This window comes from Ferrigenium kumadai (assembly GCF_018324385.1).
In the GTDB taxonomy this organism is placed as follows: domain Bacteria; phylum Pseudomonadota; class Gammaproteobacteria; order Burkholderiales; family Gallionellaceae; genus Gallionella; species Gallionella kumadai.
On record NZ_AP019536.1, the window covers coordinates 526,185 to 541,558 of the forward strand.

The 15,374-nt window shown below is 60.1% G+C and carries 21 protein-coding genes; 17 read left to right on the plus strand and 4 right to left on the minus strand.

Annotation, left to right across the window (positions count from 1 at the left end):
* Positions 1-69: 69 nt before the first annotated feature.
* On the minus strand, positions 70-711 hold the full coding sequence (locus FGKAn22_RS02460) for a response regulator (RefSeq protein WP_212786405.1): 642 nt from the start codon (positions 709-711) through the stop codon (positions 70-72).
* Positions 708-1,847 (minus strand): sensor histidine kinase, encoded by a 1,140-nt coding sequence (locus FGKAn22_RS02465; protein ID WP_212786406.1) that lies wholly within the window; start codon positions 1,845-1,847, stop codon positions 708-710. The genes FGKAn22_RS02460 and FGKAn22_RS02465 overlap by 4 nt, the downstream gene beginning before the upstream one ends.
* A 125-nt stretch (positions 1,848-1,972) precedes the next feature.
* Between FGKAn22_RS02465 and hisC the strand changes: the two genes are divergently transcribed.
* From hisC to tatC, 11 genes are all read left to right on the plus strand, one after another.
* Positions 1,973-3,067: a histidinol-phosphate transaminase gene (hisC, locus tag FGKAn22_RS02470; RefSeq protein ID WP_212786407.1), complete on the plus strand. Its 1,095-nt coding sequence runs from the start codon at positions 1,973-1,975 to the stop codon at positions 3,065-3,067.
* 8 nt (positions 3,068-3,075) lie between these two features.
* Positions 3,076-3,663, plus strand: coding sequence for an imidazoleglycerol-phosphate dehydratase HisB (gene hisB, locus FGKAn22_RS02475; RefSeq protein ID WP_212786408.1), 588 nt, complete (start codon positions 3,076-3,078; stop codon positions 3,661-3,663).
* 6 nt (positions 3,664-3,669) lie between these two features.
* Positions 3,670-4,305, plus strand: a complete 636-nt coding sequence (gene hisH, locus FGKAn22_RS02480; protein ID WP_212786409.1) for an imidazole glycerol phosphate synthase subunit HisH — start codon at positions 3,670-3,672, stop codon at positions 4,303-4,305.
* A gap of 10 nt (positions 4,306-4,315) precedes the next feature.
* A complete protein-coding gene (gene hisA, locus FGKAn22_RS02485) occupies positions 4,316-5,074 on the plus strand; it encodes a 1-(5-phosphoribosyl)-5-[(5-phosphoribosylamino)methylideneamino]imidazole-4-carboxamide isomerase (protein WP_212786410.1) in 759 nt (252 codons plus the stop codon).
* Complete coding sequence (gene hisF / locus FGKAn22_RS02490; RefSeq protein WP_212787130.1) at positions 5,071-5,832, plus strand: imidazole glycerol phosphate synthase subunit HisF; 762 nt, start codon at positions 5,071-5,073, stop codon at positions 5,830-5,832. Before hisA ends, hisF begins: the two co-directional genes overlap by 4 nt.
* Positions 5,833-5,974: 142 nt before the next feature.
* A complete protein-coding gene (gene hisI, locus FGKAn22_RS02495; protein WP_212786411.1) occupies positions 5,975-6,367 on the plus strand; it encodes a phosphoribosyl-AMP cyclohydrolase in 393 nt (130 codons plus the stop codon).
* On the plus strand, positions 6,364-6,687 hold the full coding sequence (locus FGKAn22_RS02500) for a phosphoribosyl-ATP diphosphatase (RefSeq protein ID WP_212786412.1): 324 nt from the start codon (positions 6,364-6,366) through the stop codon (positions 6,685-6,687). Before hisI ends, FGKAn22_RS02500 begins: the two co-directional genes overlap by 4 nt.
* Position 6,688: 1 nt before the next feature.
* On the plus strand, positions 6,689-7,036 hold the full coding sequence (locus tag FGKAn22_RS02505) for a histidine triad nucleotide-binding protein (protein WP_212786413.1): 348 nt from the start codon (positions 6,689-6,691) through the stop codon (positions 7,034-7,036).
* 20 nt (positions 7,037-7,056) lie between these two features.
* Positions 7,057-7,269, plus strand: a complete 213-nt coding sequence (tatA, locus tag FGKAn22_RS02510) for a Sec-independent protein translocase subunit TatA (RefSeq protein ID WP_212786414.1) — start codon at positions 7,057-7,059, stop codon at positions 7,267-7,269.
* Positions 7,262-7,603, plus strand: coding sequence for a Sec-independent protein translocase protein TatB (gene tatB, locus FGKAn22_RS02515; RefSeq protein WP_212786415.1), 342 nt, complete (start codon positions 7,262-7,264; stop codon positions 7,601-7,603). The genes tatA and tatB overlap by 8 nt, the downstream gene beginning before the upstream one ends.
* Positions 7,603-8,334, plus strand: a complete 732-nt coding sequence (tatC, locus tag FGKAn22_RS02520; RefSeq protein ID WP_212786416.1) for a twin-arginine translocase subunit TatC — start codon at positions 7,603-7,605, stop codon at positions 8,332-8,334. Before tatB ends, tatC begins: the two co-directional genes overlap by 1 nt.
* A 135-nt stretch (positions 8,335-8,469) precedes the next feature.
* Here tatC and FGKAn22_RS02525 read toward each other — a convergent pair whose 3' ends face one another.
* Positions 8,470-9,621, minus strand: coding sequence for a Do family serine endopeptidase (locus FGKAn22_RS02525; RefSeq protein ID WP_212786417.1), 1,152 nt, complete (start codon positions 9,619-9,621; stop codon positions 8,470-8,472).
* 42 nt (positions 9,622-9,663) lie between these two features.
* Between FGKAn22_RS02525 and FGKAn22_RS02530 the strand changes: the two genes are divergently transcribed.
* The 6 genes from FGKAn22_RS02530 to FGKAn22_RS02555 all read left to right on the plus strand — a co-directional run bounded on the left by FGKAn22_RS02530 (position 9,664) and on the right by FGKAn22_RS02555 (position 14,405).
* Entirely contained in the window at positions 9,664-10,410 is a 747-nt protein-coding gene (locus FGKAn22_RS02530) for a Nif3-like dinuclear metal center hexameric protein (protein WP_212786418.1), read from the plus strand.
* Between the two features lie 306 nt (positions 10,411-10,716).
* The gene (petA, locus tag FGKAn22_RS02535; protein ID WP_212786419.1) at positions 10,717-11,310 is read left to right on the plus strand and encodes a ubiquinol-cytochrome c reductase iron-sulfur subunit; all 594 of its coding nucleotides are present in this window, start codon (positions 10,717-10,719) and stop codon (positions 11,308-11,310) included.
* Positions 11,310-12,548 carry a cytochrome b gene (locus FGKAn22_RS02540; RefSeq protein ID WP_212786420.1) on the plus strand — a complete coding sequence of 413 codons (1,239 nt, stop codon included), beginning with the start codon at positions 11,310-11,312 and terminating at the stop codon, positions 12,546-12,548. The genes petA and FGKAn22_RS02540 overlap by 1 nt, the downstream gene beginning before the upstream one ends.
* Positions 12,549-12,572: 24 nt before the next feature.
* Positions 12,573-13,298, plus strand: a complete 726-nt coding sequence (locus tag FGKAn22_RS02545; RefSeq protein ID WP_212786421.1) for a cytochrome c1 — start codon at positions 12,573-12,575, stop codon at positions 13,296-13,298.
* Positions 13,299-13,419: 121 nt separating this feature from the next.
* A complete protein-coding gene (locus FGKAn22_RS02550; RefSeq protein ID WP_212786422.1) occupies positions 13,420-14,016 on the plus strand; it encodes a glutathione S-transferase N-terminal domain-containing protein in 597 nt (198 codons plus the stop codon).
* Positions 14,016-14,405 (plus strand): ClpXP protease specificity-enhancing factor, encoded by a 390-nt coding sequence (locus FGKAn22_RS02555; RefSeq protein ID WP_212786423.1) that lies wholly within the window; start codon positions 14,016-14,018, stop codon positions 14,403-14,405. The genes FGKAn22_RS02550 and FGKAn22_RS02555 overlap by 1 nt, the downstream gene beginning before the upstream one ends.
* Before the next feature lie 47 nt (positions 14,406-14,452).
* Here FGKAn22_RS02555 and rpoH read toward each other — a convergent pair whose 3' ends face one another.
* Complete coding sequence (gene rpoH, locus FGKAn22_RS02560; RefSeq protein WP_212786424.1) at positions 14,453-15,313, minus strand: RNA polymerase sigma factor RpoH; 861 nt, start codon at positions 15,311-15,313, stop codon at positions 14,453-14,455.
* Positions 15,314-15,374 lie beyond the last annotated feature (61 nt).

The following is a 15,374-nucleotide window of genomic DNA, read 5'->3' on the forward strand; positions in this document are numbered from 1 at the left end:
ATCCGGCATACCCAAATCGGCGATGATTCAAATAGCGGGCAGGTATCCCGCTATTTCAATTCCCGCAGTTCAGCTCTTGCTTTCCACCAGCTTGTGCGCGATGGCGTAGTGAACCGCCTCGGCATTGTTCTTGAAGCCCATCTTTTCCAGCATGCGGGCGCGGTAGACGCTGACGGTCTTGGGGCTGAGCATCATGATCTCGGAGATCTCGGTCAGCGATTTGCCCGATGCCATCAGGCACAGCGTCTGGTATTCGCGGTTGGACAGGCTCTGATGCAGCAACTCCTGCGAATCGCCCATCAGGTTGCTCAGCAGCTGTTCGGCCAGCGTCGCGCTGATGTACTTCTTGCCGCTCATGACCTGCTGGATCGCCCCGACCAGGTTTTCCGGCGCACTCTGCTTGTTGATATAGCCTACCGCCCCGGCCTTCAGCGCCCGCACGCCGAACTGGTCCTCCGGATACATGCTCAAGACGATCACCTTGACGTCGGGCTGTTCGATCTTGAGTTGCTTGAGCACGTCCATGCCGTGCTTGTCGGGCAGCGACATGTCCAGCAGCACCAAGTCGTAGTGGTGTTCGCGCATCATGGTGACGGCCTGCAGGCCGTTTTCCGCTTCCCCTGTGATGCGATAGTCGGGGGTTTCCTCGAGCAGCATCTTCAGCCCCTTGCGGATCAGCGCGTGATCGTCGACTACGAGAATGTTAATCATGGCGAAGGGGCGTCAAAGAGGGCTTGCTGGTGGGTGTTGCCATTACCGTTCTCGCCTTCGAGCGGGAGGAATATGGCGATATGTGTGCCTTCGCCGGGCGTGCTGCTGATCCTGACCGTACCGCCGAGATGTTCGATGCGTTCGTGGATGCCGCGCAGGCCGAAAGACCGCGGCTTCAGGCGGGCGTCGTCGCTGAATCCTACGCCGTCGTCTTCGATGATCAGTTCCAGGTGGTCTTCGCCCTTGACGATCTCGACCTGGACATTCTTCGCCTTGGCGTGTTTCAGGATGTTGTTCAGCGCTTCCTGGAAGATGCGGAACAGCGTGATGGAGTGGGTCTCGGGCAGGTCGATATAGTCCTGCGATTTGGTGATGGTGCAGGTGATGCCGCTGCGCTTGCTGAATTCCTGCGCCTCGATCTCGAGCGCCGCGATGAGCCCGAAGCAGTCCAAGATGCCGGGGCGCAGGCTGTGCGCCAGGTTGCTGGCGGAGATGATCACCTTGTTGACCAGATCCTCGATGGTTTTCGCCTTGTCGGTGAGCTGCAGGTTGTCTTTGGGCAGGCGCTGGCTCAGCCACAGGAAGTCGATCTTGATCGCGGTGAGCAGGCTGCCTATCTCGTCGTGAACTTCGCGCGCGATACGCAGCCGTTCCTGTTCCTTGGCATCCTGAATGTGGGAAGAAAGTTCCTGCAACTGCTGCTGGGCGCGCTTGACCTCGAGTTCGCCCAGTTTGCTCTGGGTGATGTCGAGCAATATGCCTTCCCAGCGCGGCAGACCGTTGGGCATGGACTGCGGCGTGGCACCCAGGCTGAGCCACTTGGTTTCGTCGTGCGGTAAGTTGATGCGTCCTTCCCAGTTCCAGAAGCACATGGTTTGTGCCGACTGTTTTAGTGTGTCCAGAAAAGAGGCGACATCTTCCGGGTGGATGATGCTCAAGAGGCGCGAAGCATCGCTTTGCAGGTCGGAGGGGGCGATATTGAGCAGTGCCGAACAGCCCTCGCTGACGTAGGGGAAGATGAGGGAGCCATCTTCCTGTAGTTCCATCTGGCAGGCCATTCCGGGCAAGTTGGCAATGAATCCCTGGAGTTTGTCCGGGGATGGCTTGCTCGGTTGGGTGCGAGGGATATTGGGCATCGGCTTTACTGAATCGGTAGTTTTCCTAATTCAAACAGAGCTACTATATCATCATAACTGCCAGCAATCGCAAGGTTGTGATAAGCTCCGAGCCGTTGCTATTACACCGCGTTTTATTTCGTTTCATGTCTTCCATTCCGGCACCTTCTCTCGTGAACGCACTACTGCGTCGCGAGATTCTTGATTTGCATGCCTACCACGTGCCGGATAGCGCGGGTTACGTCAAACTGGATGCGATGGAGAATCCCTATTCCATCCCGCCCGAGTTGCGCGACGAGATCGCCAGGGCTGTTGCGGACGCTCCCATCAATCGTTATCCCGATCCGGGTGCGGCCACGCTCAAGGAAAAGATCCGTTCGGTGACCGGCTTGCCGCAGGGGATGGACGTGTTGCTCGGCAACGGTTCCGACGAGCTGATCCAGCTGCTGGCGCTGGCGCTCAACAAGCCGGGCGCGACCCTGTTGAGCGTGGAGCCGTCGTTCGTGATGTACAAGATGATCGCGGCGTTCACCGGCATGCGCTACGTCGGCGTGCAGCTGGCGGGGGATTTCTCTCTGGACCTGCCCGCGACCCTCGCGGCGATCGAGCGCGAGCAACCCGCGCTGGTGTTCCTGGCCTATCCGAACAATCCCACCGGCAACCTGTTCTCCGCGGACGCGGTGAAGCAGATCATCGAGGCCGCGCCCGGCTTGGTGGTGGTGGATGAGGCCTATTACGCCTTTGCTCGCGACAGCTTCATTCCTCACTTGGCGCGCTACCCGAACCTGCTGGTGATGCGCACCTTCTCCAAGCTGGGCATGGCCGGCTTGCGGCTGGGGTTCCTGGCGGGCAGCGCGGCATGGCTGGATCAGCTGGAAAAGCTGCGCTTGCCGTATAATGTCGGCGTTTTGCCGCAACTGGTCGCCGAAAAGCTGCTCGATCACCACGATGTGTTGCTGCGGCAGGCGGAGCAGCTCAAGCTGGAGCGCACCAGGCTGTACCGTCAGCTGGAGGCGGTCGCCGGTGTGCAGGTTTATCCCAGCGAGGCGAACTTCCTGCTGTTCCGCGTGGCGAACGCGACGGCTGCATTCGACGGACTGAAGCGACGCGGCGTGCTGATCAAGAACCTGAACGGCGGGCATCCGATGCTGCGCGACTGTCTGCGTGTCACGGTCGGCACTGAAGATGAGGACGCGAAGTTCATGGCGGCACTGCAGGACACTATTACTCAACCCGCATAAGGCAAATCATGCGCAGCGCGAAAGTCTCTCGCAATACACTGGAAACCCAGATCAGCGTCGAGCTGAATCTGGACGGCAGCGGCAAGGCCAGGTTCGACACCGGGCTGCCGTTCCTCGAGCACATGCTCGACCAGATCGCCCGTCACGGAATGGTCGACATCGACATCCTCGCCAAGGGTGATCTGCACATCGACGCGCATCACACCGTGGAAGACATCGGCATCACCCTGGGGCAGGCATTCAACCAGGCAGTCGGCGACAAGAAGGGGCTGCGCCGCTACGGTCACGCCTACGTGCCGCTGGACGAGGCGCTGTCGCGTGCGGTGCTGGATATTTCCGGTCGTCCCGGCCTGGTATTCAACTGCGAATTCGTGCGCGGCAGTATCGGCGAGTTCGAGGTGGACCTGATCAACGAATTCTTCCAGGGCTTCGTCAATCACGCCCTGGTGACGCTGCACATCGACAATCTGGCGGGCAACAATGCCCACCATCAGGCCGAGACCATCTTCAAGGCGTTCGGTCGCGCGCTGCGCATGGCGCTGGAGCTCGATCCGCGCATGGCGGGCGTGATGCCTTCCACCAAAGGAACACTGTAAGCCCAAATGGTCGATGTTGCAGTCGTAGATTATGGAATGGGCAATTTGCGCTCGGTCGAACAGGCCTTGCGCAAGGTCGCGCCCAACAGCGAAATTGCCGTCACGGACGATCCTCGTGTGATCGCCGCCGCTAAGCGTGTGGTGTTCCCGGGGCAGGGAGCGATGCCGGACTGCATGCGCGAGATGGACTCGCGCGGCCTGCGCCAAGCAGTGCTGGATGCGGCGCGCAACAAACCCTTCCTCGGCATCTGCATCGGCTTGCAGATGCTGTTCGAACACAGCGCCGAGGGCAATGTGCCTGGATTGGGCGTGTTGCCGGGCGAGGTGGTGCGTTTCGCTTCCGACCTGAAGGACGCGCAGGGCAACAAGCTCAAGGTGCCGCACATGGGCTGGAACCAGGTGCATCACGCCGATCACGCCTTGTGGAACGGTATCGCGCAGGATGCGCGTTTCTATTTCGTGCACAGCTACTACGTACAGCCGCGCGACGCGTCGCTTGCTCAAGCGACCAGCGACTACCCGCAGCCTTTCGTGTGCGCGGTGGCGAAGGACAATTTGTTCGCGGTGCAATTTCACCCCGAAAAGAGTGCTGCGGCGGGCTTGAAGCTGCTGCAGAATTTTATCAACTGGAATCCTGTGTAATCTCTCAATCATGGATACTTCGACCCTGATCATCCCTGCCATCGACCTGAAAGACGGCCACTGTGTGCGCCTCAAGCAAGGCGTGATGGAAGACGCGACGGTGTTTTCCGACGACCCCGCGGCAACCGCCAAACACTGGCTGGCGCAAGGCGCGCGTCGTTTGCATCTGGTGGACCTGAACGGCGCGTTCGCCGGCAAGCCGAAGAACGAAGCGGCCGTGCGCAGCATCATCGAAGCGGTGGGCAGCGAGATCCCCGTGCAACTGGGTGGCGGTATCCGCGACCTGGAGACCATCGAACGTTATCTCGATCTCGGCGTGACCTACGTCATCATCGGCACCGCCGCCGTGAAGGTGCCGGGCTTCCTGCATGAAGCCTGCGATGCCTTCCCCGGCCACATCATGGTCGGCCTCGATGCCAAGGGCGGCAAGGTGGCGGTGGACGGCTGGTCCAAGCTGACCGGCCACGATGTCGCCGATCTGGCGCAGCGTTTCGAGGGCTACGGCGTGGAAGCGATCATTTACACCGACATCGGCCGCGACGGCATGATGACCGGCGTGAACATCGAAGCGACCGTCGAACTGGCGCGTCCATTGCATGTGCCGGTCATTGCCAGCGGCGGCATCACCAACCTGGACGACGTGCGCAAACTGTGCGCAGTGCGCTCCGAAGGCATCACCGGCGCCATCACCGGCCGCGCCATCTACGAAGGCACGCTGGATTTCGCCGCCGCGCAGAAGCTGGCGGACGAACTGTCTCCGAAAATCTGATGCTCGCCAAACGCATCATTCCCTGCCTGGATGTAACCGCCGGTCGCGTGGTCAAGGGCGTCAGCTTCGTCGAGTTGCGCGATGCGGGCGACCCGGTGGAGATCGCGCGCCGCTATGATGAACAAGGTGCGGACGAGCTGACCTTCCTCGATATCACGGCCAGTTCGGACGACCGCGGCATCATCTTCCGCATCATCGAACAGGTCGCGGAACAGGTGTTCATCCCGCTGACCGTGGGCGGCGGCGTGCGCGAAGTGCAGGACGTGCGCAACCTGCTCAATGCCGGCGCCGACAAGGTCAGCATCAACACCTCAGCCGTGATGAATCCGCAACTGGTTGCGGATGCGGCTGGGCGTTACGGCTCGCAGTGCATCGTGGTCGCCATCGATGCCAAGCAGGTTGCGCCGGGACGCTGGGAAGTGTTCACTCATGGCGGACGCAAGGCCACTGGGCTGGATGCGGTGGAATGGGCGAAGAAGATGCAGAGTCTGGGCGCGGGTGAGATCCTGCTGACCAGCATGGATCGGGACGGGCAGAAGAGCGGCTTCGACCTGGCATTGACGCGCGCGGTGACCGATGCGCTGGAGATCCCGGTGATCGCCAGTGGCGGCGTGGGCAACCTGCAACATCTGGTGGATGGCGTTAAACAAGGCGGCGCCGACGCGGTGCTCGCGGCGAGCATCTTCCACTTCGGCGAATACACCGTGCAGCAGGCCAAGCAGTTCATGGCAGAGCAGGGCATCGAGGTGCGGCTATGAAAACCCTCCGTGCAACTACTGCGCTTGGTGATACGTTGTCGAAACCCGGCTCGAAATCCTCATGTACTTGCTTGTACACTCCGGTTTCTCGCCGGGTTTCTCCTAGTCTGACCTGCGCTCGTAACGTTGCACGGAGGGTTTTATGAATAATGAAACCTGGCTGAACAAGGTCAACTGGTCGGATGACGGCTTGGTGCCGGCCATCGCGCAGGACGCCGCGACCGGACGCGTGCTGATGGTCGCCTGGATGAACCGCGAGGCATTGAAGCTGACCTGGCAGAAGAGCGAGGCGGTGTACTGGTCGCGCTCGCGCAAGAAGCTGTGGCACAAGGGCGAGGAGTCAGGACACATCCAGAAGGTGAAGGAGATCCGGCTGGATTGCGACGGCGATGTGATCCTGCTGCAGATCGAACAACAGGGCGGCATCGCCTGCCACACCGGACGCGAGAGCTGCTTCTACAGCCGCCTGGAGCAGGGGCGCTGGGTGGAAGTGGATGAAGTGCTGAAATCCCCCGACGAGATATATAAAAGATGAGCAATGACATTCTGCAACGCTTGACGGAAACGCTGGAGGCGCGCAAACAGGCTTCGCCGGAGAGTTCCTATGTCGCCAAACTGTTCAGCAAGGGCGAAGACGCCATCCTGAAAAAGGTAGGCGAGGAAGCGACCGAAGTGATCCTGGCCGCCAAGGGTGGCGACAGCAGTCATCTGGTGTATGAGACTGCCGACCTGTGGTTCCACTGCATGGTGCTGCTGGCGAAACACGGCCTGAGCGCGGACGATGTGCTGAACGAACTGGCGCGGCGCGAAGGATTGTCCGGCATCGCGGAAAAGGAAAGCAGGAGCAAGGACTGAGATGAGCGACTGTATCTTTTGCAAGATCGCGCGCGGCGAGATTCCCTGCCGCAAGGTGTACGAGGACGACGACGTGCTGGCGTTCCACGACATCCACCCGGCGGCTCCGGTGCACTTCATGCTGGTGCCCAAGCTGCACATCGCTTCGCTGATGCAGGCGGAAGAGGCGCATGCCGCCTTGCTCGGCAAGATGCTGCTGCTGGCGCCGAAGCTGGCGAAAGAACAGGGGCTGGACAATGGCTTCCGTACCGTGATCAATACCGGCAAAGGCGGCGGGCAGGAAGTGTTTCATCTGCATATTCACGTCATCGGCGGCGGCAGTCTGCCACCGATGGTTAGGCGCAGTTAGCAGTCTTACAGGAGAAAGTCATGGGTTCATTGAGTATCTGGCATTGGCTGATCGTGTTGCTGGTCGTGGTGTTGATCTTCGGCACCAAGAAGTTGCGCAACATCGGCAGCGATCTGGGCGGCGCGGTGAAAGGCTTCAAGGAAGGCATGCGCGAGGACGAACCCAAGCAGGTCCAGCAGGGTGGGCAGACCATCGAAGGCGAAGTGAAGGACAAGTCGAACAGCAATGTTTGACATTGCCTTCTCCGAGTTGGTGGTGATCGCTCTCGTGGCGCTCATCGTCATCGGCCCGGAGCGCCTGCCGAAAGTGGCGCGCACCGCCGGGCATCTGTGGGGGCGGGTGCAGCGCTACGTGCAGGGCGTCAAGAGCGACATCGCGCACGACATGGCTATTGAGGAAGCGCGAAAATTGCACAGCAACCTCCAGCAGGATGTCGCTGCCGCCGGAAAGGTCGTGCAGGAAACGGGCCTGACCCTGGAGCAGAGCCTGCTTCAGGCGCAATACAAAAAAGCACCCGAAACCCCAGTGCCACCTCAGGCATCTTTTTCACCCGACAAGCACGACTGATGACTACCAGTGAAAGCCTGATCGCACACCTGATCGAGCTGCGCTCCCGTATATTGAATGCCGTAGTGGCCTTGCTACTGGTGTTCATCTGCCTGTTCCCGTGGGCATCTGACCTTTACACCCTGCTTGCGCAACCGTTGCTGGCGAAGCTACCCAAGGGCGGTCAGATGATCGCCACCGATGTCACCACGCCGTTCTTCGTGCCGCTCAAGGTGGCGATGATGGCGGCCTTCCTCATTGCACTCCCTTACATCCTGTATCAGGGGTGGCGGTTCGTCGCGCCGGGCCTGTACGCGCACGAGAAGCGCCTGGTGCTGCCGCTGATCGTCGCCAGTACCCTGCTGTTCTTCTGCGGCATGGCGTTCGCCTATTTCGTGGTGTTCCCTGTGGTGTTCGGCTTCATCACAGCCTCCGCGCCCCAAGGCGTGGCGGTGATGACCGACATCGACAAATATCTCAGCTTCGTGCTCGGCATGTTCATGGCGTTCGGCGTCACCTTCCAGGTGCCGGTGGCAGTGGTGGTGCTGGTGCGTATGGGCATGGTGTCGGTGGAAAAGCTGCGCGAGATACGTTCCTACGTGATCGTCGGCGCCTTCATCATCGGCGCGATCTTCACTCCGCCCGACGTGGTGTCCCAATTCATGCTGGCTGTGCCGCTATGGCTGCTTTATGAGGCGGGCATCGTGGTGGCGGGCTGCTTCAAAGTCGCGGCTCCGCCGAGCGCGGATTAAATATATCCCATCCCGAACAGCGTACTGAGGCTGTTGCGTTAATCTAACGTTGAACTGACAGAAAAATGGCGAGCCGGGAATCATCCCGGCCCACCATTTTCATTGGGCGGCGCAAAATCCGGCGTGGATGGAAGACTACTGTTGAGTCGGTTTCGGACGCTTGCCGATCTTGACCTGCACGGATGTTTCTGCCCCGTTGCGCACCAGCCTGACCGCCACGATCTTGCCGGGAGGGAGGTTGGCAACGGTCTCCAGCATGTTATTCCAGTCGCTGATCTGTGTGTCGTCGATGGACACCAGGATGTCGCCGGGCTTGATCCCCGCCTGATCGGCCGGGCTGTTGCGTATCACTTCCGTAATCAGCACACCCTGGGTATGGCCGAGCTTGAAGGTTTCGGCCAGTTCCGGGGTGAGTTCCTGTACCCCGGTGCCTATCCAGCCGCGCGTCACCGAGCCGTGCTGGATGATCTGTTCCATGGTCTTCTTGGCGATGCTGGCCGGGATGGCGAAGCCGATGCCGAGCGAGCCGCCGTTGGGCGAATAGATGGCGCTGTTGATGCCGAGCAGGTCGCCGTTCACGTCGACCAGCGCCCCGCCGGAATTGCCGGGATTGATGGCGGCGTCGGTCTGGATGAAGTTCTCGAAGGTGTTCAGCCCCAGGTGATTGCGTTTCAGCGCGCTGATGATGCCCATGGTGACCGTCTGGCCCACGCCGAAGGGGTTGCCGATGGCGAGCACCATGTCGCCTACGTGGGCCTGTTCGGGATGGCCGAAGGTGATGGCGGGCAGGTTGCCGGGCAGGTCGATCTTGATGACGGCGAGGTCGGTTTCCGGATCGGAACCGACGACATGGGCCTTGGCCTTGCGGCCATCCGCCAGTGCGACCTCGATCTGGTCTGCGGCCTCGACGACGTGATGGTTGGTGAGGATGTAGCCGTCCTGACTGACGATTACCCCGGAGCCAAGGCTGGAGTTGTCCTGCGGCTCGTTTTCCGGGTCGCCGAAGAAAAAGCGGAAACGAGGATCGTCCGCGAAGGGGTGTATCGGGCTCTTGACTGCGGTGCTGGTGAATACGTTTACTACTGCGGGCATGGCTTTCTGCGCCGCGAGACTCAGTCCGGTTGCAGGTACCTGCTGACCGCCGATTTGCGGAATGTTTTCGTACAGGGTGACCACGCCGCTACGCGCGGCGTTCGGCAGCAGCTCAGGCTTGAGGGTATGGACGATGAATAGCAGTGCCAGTGCGATGGTGACGGCCTGGGAGAACAATAGCCAATGTTTGCGCATGGTAAGATGAATTCGGTTGTGTCTGAAAATTAAAGGAAACTCATGCTGCTCAATGAACTGCGCGATTATAACGCAAGCCTGTTGCAAACCGCCCTCTTCAAGGATTACTGTCCGAACGGCGTGCAGGTGGAGGGGCGCGCGGATGTGCGGCGCATCGCCACGGCGGTCAGCGCTTCGCAGCAGGTGCTGGACGAGGCGATCGCATGGGGCGCGGATGCGATCCTGGTGCACCACGGCTATTTCTGGCGCAGCGAGGATTCCGCGATCACCGGCATCAAGAAGCGGCGCATCGCACGCCTGCTGAAAGAGGACGTGAGTCTGTTGGCCTACCATCTGCCGCTCGATGCGCATCCGGAGCTGGGCAACAACGCGCGGCTCGGCAAGCTGCTGGGGCTGGTGGAACAGGGGCGGTTCGGCGACCAGGGCATCGCTCGCGTCGGCAGCCTCGAACATTCCCAGACGCTCACCCAGTTCGTGCAGCAGGTCGAGCATGGCTTGCAGCGCACCCCACAGGTGATCGGCGATATGTCCAAACGCATCTCCGCGGTGGCGTGGTGCAGCGGCGGGGCTCAAGGCTATTTCGAGGCGGCCATCGCACAGGGTGTGGATGCCTATATCACTGGAGAGATTTCCGAGCAGAACTTCCATCTGGCGCAGGAAAGCGGCGTGGCCTTCATCGCCGCAGGGCACCATGCCACCGAGCGCTACGGCATCCAGGCGTTGGGCGAGCATCTGGCGGCACACTTCGATCTGACCCATCGCTTCATCGATCAAGCCAATCCGGTGTAGTCGAGGCTATAACCCGTTGCATTAAATGGTCTTTCCGGCTGTAATGCTTGCCGCAGCCAATTTAGCTATGTAGTATTCGTGGCTGGCATCAAGGGACCACCAAAAAAACATATATCAGGTTCTTAAGGTTTAGTTGGGGAGCTGAACCTTTACTTGCCCTGGTTCCCGTAATCCCGGGGCCTCCACTTGTTGGGGCAAGCTGTGCTTTTCCACCCTTAGGTAGCAACGAAAACTGGCAAATGCCTTTTGCCGGGGGTCGTTTTTATTTATAGAAAATAACGCGTTATAAAGAAGGGATGAGAGGTTATGACTGAGCATGTTGATCGCAGCAAGCGGCGTCTATTGATCGCTGCTACCACGGCGGCGGGCGGCGTTGCCGCGGCAGGAGCTGGCGCGCCATTCGTATTGAGTTTGATGCCCAGCGAGCGCGCCAAGGCCGCAGGCGCCCCGGTTGAGGTGGACGTAAGCACCATCCCGCCCGGCATGATGATAAGCGTCGAGTGGCAGGGCAAGCCGGTGTGGATCGTGCACCGCACCCAGGAAATGCTCGATATGCTGGCCAAGCACGATGACGAGCTGGCCGATCCGGGATCTGCCGTCCCGCAACAACCCGCTTACTGCAATAACAAATACCGTTCGATCAAACCCGAATACCTGGTCGTGCTCGGCATCTGCACCCACCTGGGCTGCTCGCCGACCTACCGTCCGGAAGTCGCTCCGGTCGATCTGGGCGAGAAATGGGCGGGCGGCTGGTTCTGCCCATGCCACGGTTCGCGTTTCGATCTGGCGGCTCGCGTCTACAAGGGCGTGCCTGCTCCGACCAACCTGATCGTCCCCCCCCACAAATACCTCAGTGACGGCCGACTCCTGGTCGGCGACGACAGCAAGGAGGCTGCATAATGAAAACGTTGCCTGGCAAATTGGTCAACTGGATCGACGAGCGTTTCCCGCTGACCGCGACCTGGAAGGCGCATGTTTCCGAATACTATGCGCCGAAGAACTTCAACTTCTGGTATTTCTTCGGTTCCCTGGCGCTGCTGGTACTGGTGATCCAGATCGTCAGCGGCATCTTCCTGACCATGAACTACAAGCCGGATGCGCTGTTCGCCTTTGCCTCCGTCGAGTACATCATGCGCGACGTGCAATGGGGCTGGCTGCTGCGCTATATCCATTCCACCGGCGCCTCGATGTTCTTCGTGGTGGTCTACCTGCACATGTTCCGCGGCCTGATGTACGGTTCCTACCGCAAACCGCGTGAACTGCTGTGGATCATCGGCATGATCATCTATCTGGCACTGATGGGCGAGGCGTTCATGGGCTATTTGTTGCCATGGGGCCAGATGTCGTTCTGGGGTGCACAGGTGATCGTGAACCTGTTCTCTTCCGTGCCTTTTGTCGGTCCGGACCTGTCCATCCTGATCCGCGGCGACTTCGTGGTTTCCGACACGACGCTGAACCGCTTCTTCGCGCTGCACGTCATCGCGATCCCGCTGATCCTGGTGCTGATCGTGGTTGCGCACCTGGTGGCCTTGCATGAAGTCGGCTCGAACAACCCTGACGGCATCGAGATCAAGAAGCACAAGGATGCCAACGGCAAGCCGCTGGACGGCATCCCGTTCCACCCGTACTACACCGTCAAGGACGGCGTGGGCGTGGTGGGCTTCCTCATCATCTTCTGCGCGATCATCTTCTTTGCGCCGGACATGGGCGGCTATTTCCTGGAGTACAACAACTTCGTGCCGGCCAACCCGATGAAGACCCCTGTGCATATCGCGCCCGTATGGTATTTCACTCCGTACTACGCGATCCTGCGTGCAGTGCCCCCGATGTTCGGTTCGCAGTTCCCGGGCGTGGTGGCGATGGGTGTGGCAACGGTGATCTTCTTCTTCCTGCCGTGGCTGGATCGCGGCAAGGTCAAGTCGATCCGTTACCGCGGTCCGATCTACAAAACTTTCTTGACGCTGTTCGTGATCAGCTTCATCGGCCTCGGCTATCTGGGCTTGATGCCGGCTACGCCGACCTACACCCTCATCTCCCGGGTGCTGGCTGTGGTCTATTTCGCCTTCTTCTTCCTGATGCCTTGGTACACCAAGATCGACAAGACGAAGCCCGAGCCAAGTCGTGTGACGTTCAAATAGAACAATTGAGAAAGGTTCGTTGACATGAATGCAATCAAGAAACTATGGATGCTGGCGCTGTTGCTGCCGGCGATGGCGATCGCCAACCCGGCCGAAGAACACCTGGACAAGGCGCCGGTCGACCTGAAGGACAAGGTCTCGCTGCAACGCGGCGCAAAGCTGTTCACCTCCTACTGTCTGAGCTGCCACAGTGCTTCCTACATGCGGTACAACCGCCTGCGGGACATCGGTATGACCGAAGAGCAGATCAAGAAGGAGATCGTGTTGCCGGAAGGCGTCAAGCTCGGTTCGACCATGCCGGCGGCGATGGACAAGGAAGCCGCCAAACAGGTGTATGGCGTGGCGCCACCCGACCTCAGCGTGATCTCCCGCTCGCGCAGCCCGGACTGGCTCTACACCTACCTGCGCAGCTTCTATGTGGACAGCTCCCGTCCGAGCGGCTGGAACAACGCGATCTTCCCGAACGTGGGGATGCCGCATGTGCTGGCCGATATGCAGGGCGAACAGGAACTGCGCATCGAGAAATACGAGGGAGCTGAGGTCAAGAAGGTGTCGCTGGTCAAGCCGGGCTCGATGAAGCCCGCGGAGTACGATGCGGCGGTCGCCGACTTGGTGAATTACCTGGTGTTCATGGGAGAACCCGCCAAACTGGTGCGTTATGACCTCGGCCTGATCGTGCTGGGCTTCCTGTTCGTCCTCTTCGTGCTGGTCTTTGCACTGAAGCGGGAATACTGGAAGGACATCCACTAAGGTTGAATTACCCCATTCGTTTGTGGTAGTTTCGCACCTGTTTGATTGAGTGCCATCATGGCGGAGCCGTCGGCTCCGCCTTTTGGTTTTTTGTTTGCCACGTTTTTAGCAGGTTGTTTTTATGATGCGACTCTATTCGGGCACCACGTGCCCATATTCCCACCGCTGCCGTATCGTCTTGTACGAAAAGGGCATGGACTTCGAAGTGATCGATGTCGACCTCATGGGGCGGGCCGAAGATATCGCGGTGATCAACCCGTACAACAAGGTGCCGGTGCTGGTCGAGCGCGACCTGATCCTGTTCGAGGCCAACATCATCAATGAATACATCGATGAACGCTTCCCGCATCCGCAACTGATGCCGCCCGATCCCGTCATGCGTGGCCGTGCGCGCCTGTTCCTGCACCGTTTCGAACAGGAACTGTACAGCCAGGTGGACATCATCGAGCAGAACGGCAAGGGCGCCGACAAGGCGCGCGCCGCGATTCGCGACAACCTGACCCAGATCGCGCAGATCCTGACCAAGCAGAAGTTCCTGCTGGGTGATGAGTTCTCCATGCTGGATGTGGCCATCGCACCGCTGCTGTGGCGCCTCGACCACTATGGCATCCAGATGGGCAAGGAAGCCGCGCCGCTGATGAAATACGCGGAACGCCTGTTCTCGCGCCAGGGCTTCATCGACGCGCTGACTCCCTCCGAAAGGGCGATGCGCAAGTAATGGGCGATCTGTCGACCCGTCCATACCTGATCCGGGCGATCTACGAATGGTGCGTGGATAGCGGCCTTACGCCCTATCTCGCGGTGCGGGTCAACAGCCGCACCCATGTGCCCATGGCCTACGTGAAGGACGGTGAGATCGTGCTGAACCTCAGCGCGGGTGCGGTGCGCAACCTGGAGATGGGCAACGAGTTCATCACCTGCAACGGCCGCTTCGGCGGTACGCCGTTCGACCTGCTTGTGCCGATCGAGGCGGTCATCGGCATCTTCGCCAAGGAGACCGGGCAGGGGCTGGTGTTCCAGGGCGGCGAGCCGCCGCCTCCGGCTACGGAGAGTGATGGCGAGGATTCCAAGTCCAAGCAGCGTCCGCAACTGAGGGTCGTGAAATAGAAAAAGCCGCAGATTTCTGCGGCTTTTTTATTGCACTACTTACTGATTCACGCAGCAGGCAATGCCAGCGTCGCCTGCATCTTGCTCAAGGCCTTCTGCTCGATCTGGCGGATGCGCTCGGCCGACACGTTGAATTCGGCAGCCAGTTCGTGCAGCGTTGCGGTCTCGCCTTCGCTCAGCCAGCGCGCCTCGATGATGCGGCGGCTGCGTTCATCCAGCCCAGCCAGCGCGCCGGATAATCCGGATGTTTGCAGGCGCTCACGCTCCACCGTCTCCAGGATGCGCGACGGTTCATGCTCCTCGCTGTCGGCCAGATACTGGATAGGCGCGTAGCTGTCGTCCTCGTCGCTGCCGCTTGGTTCCAGTGCGACATCGTGGCCGGCAAAGCGCATCTCCATCTCCACTACGTCGCGTTCGCTCACGTTGAGCTGCTGGGCGATCTCGCTCACCTGTTGAGGCTTGAGCGGCTCCAGCCCCTGTTTCATGCTGCGCAGGTTGAAGAACAGCTTGCGCTGCGCCTTGGTGGTGGCGATCTTCACCATCCGCCAGTTGCGCACCACGAACTCGTGGATCTCGGCACGGATCCAGTGCAGCGCGAACGACACCAAGCGCACCCCGCGATCGGGGTCGTAGCGCTTCACAGCCTTCATCAGGCCGATGTTGCCTTCCTGGATCAGGTCGGCCTGCGGCAGGCCGTAACCAGCATAGCCGCGCGCCACGCTGACCACCACGCGCAGATGGGACAGCACGAGCTGCCGCGCAGCATTCAGGTCGCTCTCGGTCTTGAAACGCGTCGCCAAGGCGAACTCTTCTTCCTGTGACAAGACAGGGAAGCGGTTCACCGCCTGGATGTAACTCTCCAGACTGCCGACGGCAGACGGTACGGGAAATGTCATAGCAGTATTCATGGCGTTTCCTCCTTTGCGGGAATTCTAGCACTCCCGAAATAAGAGTGCCAACCGGGGGAAT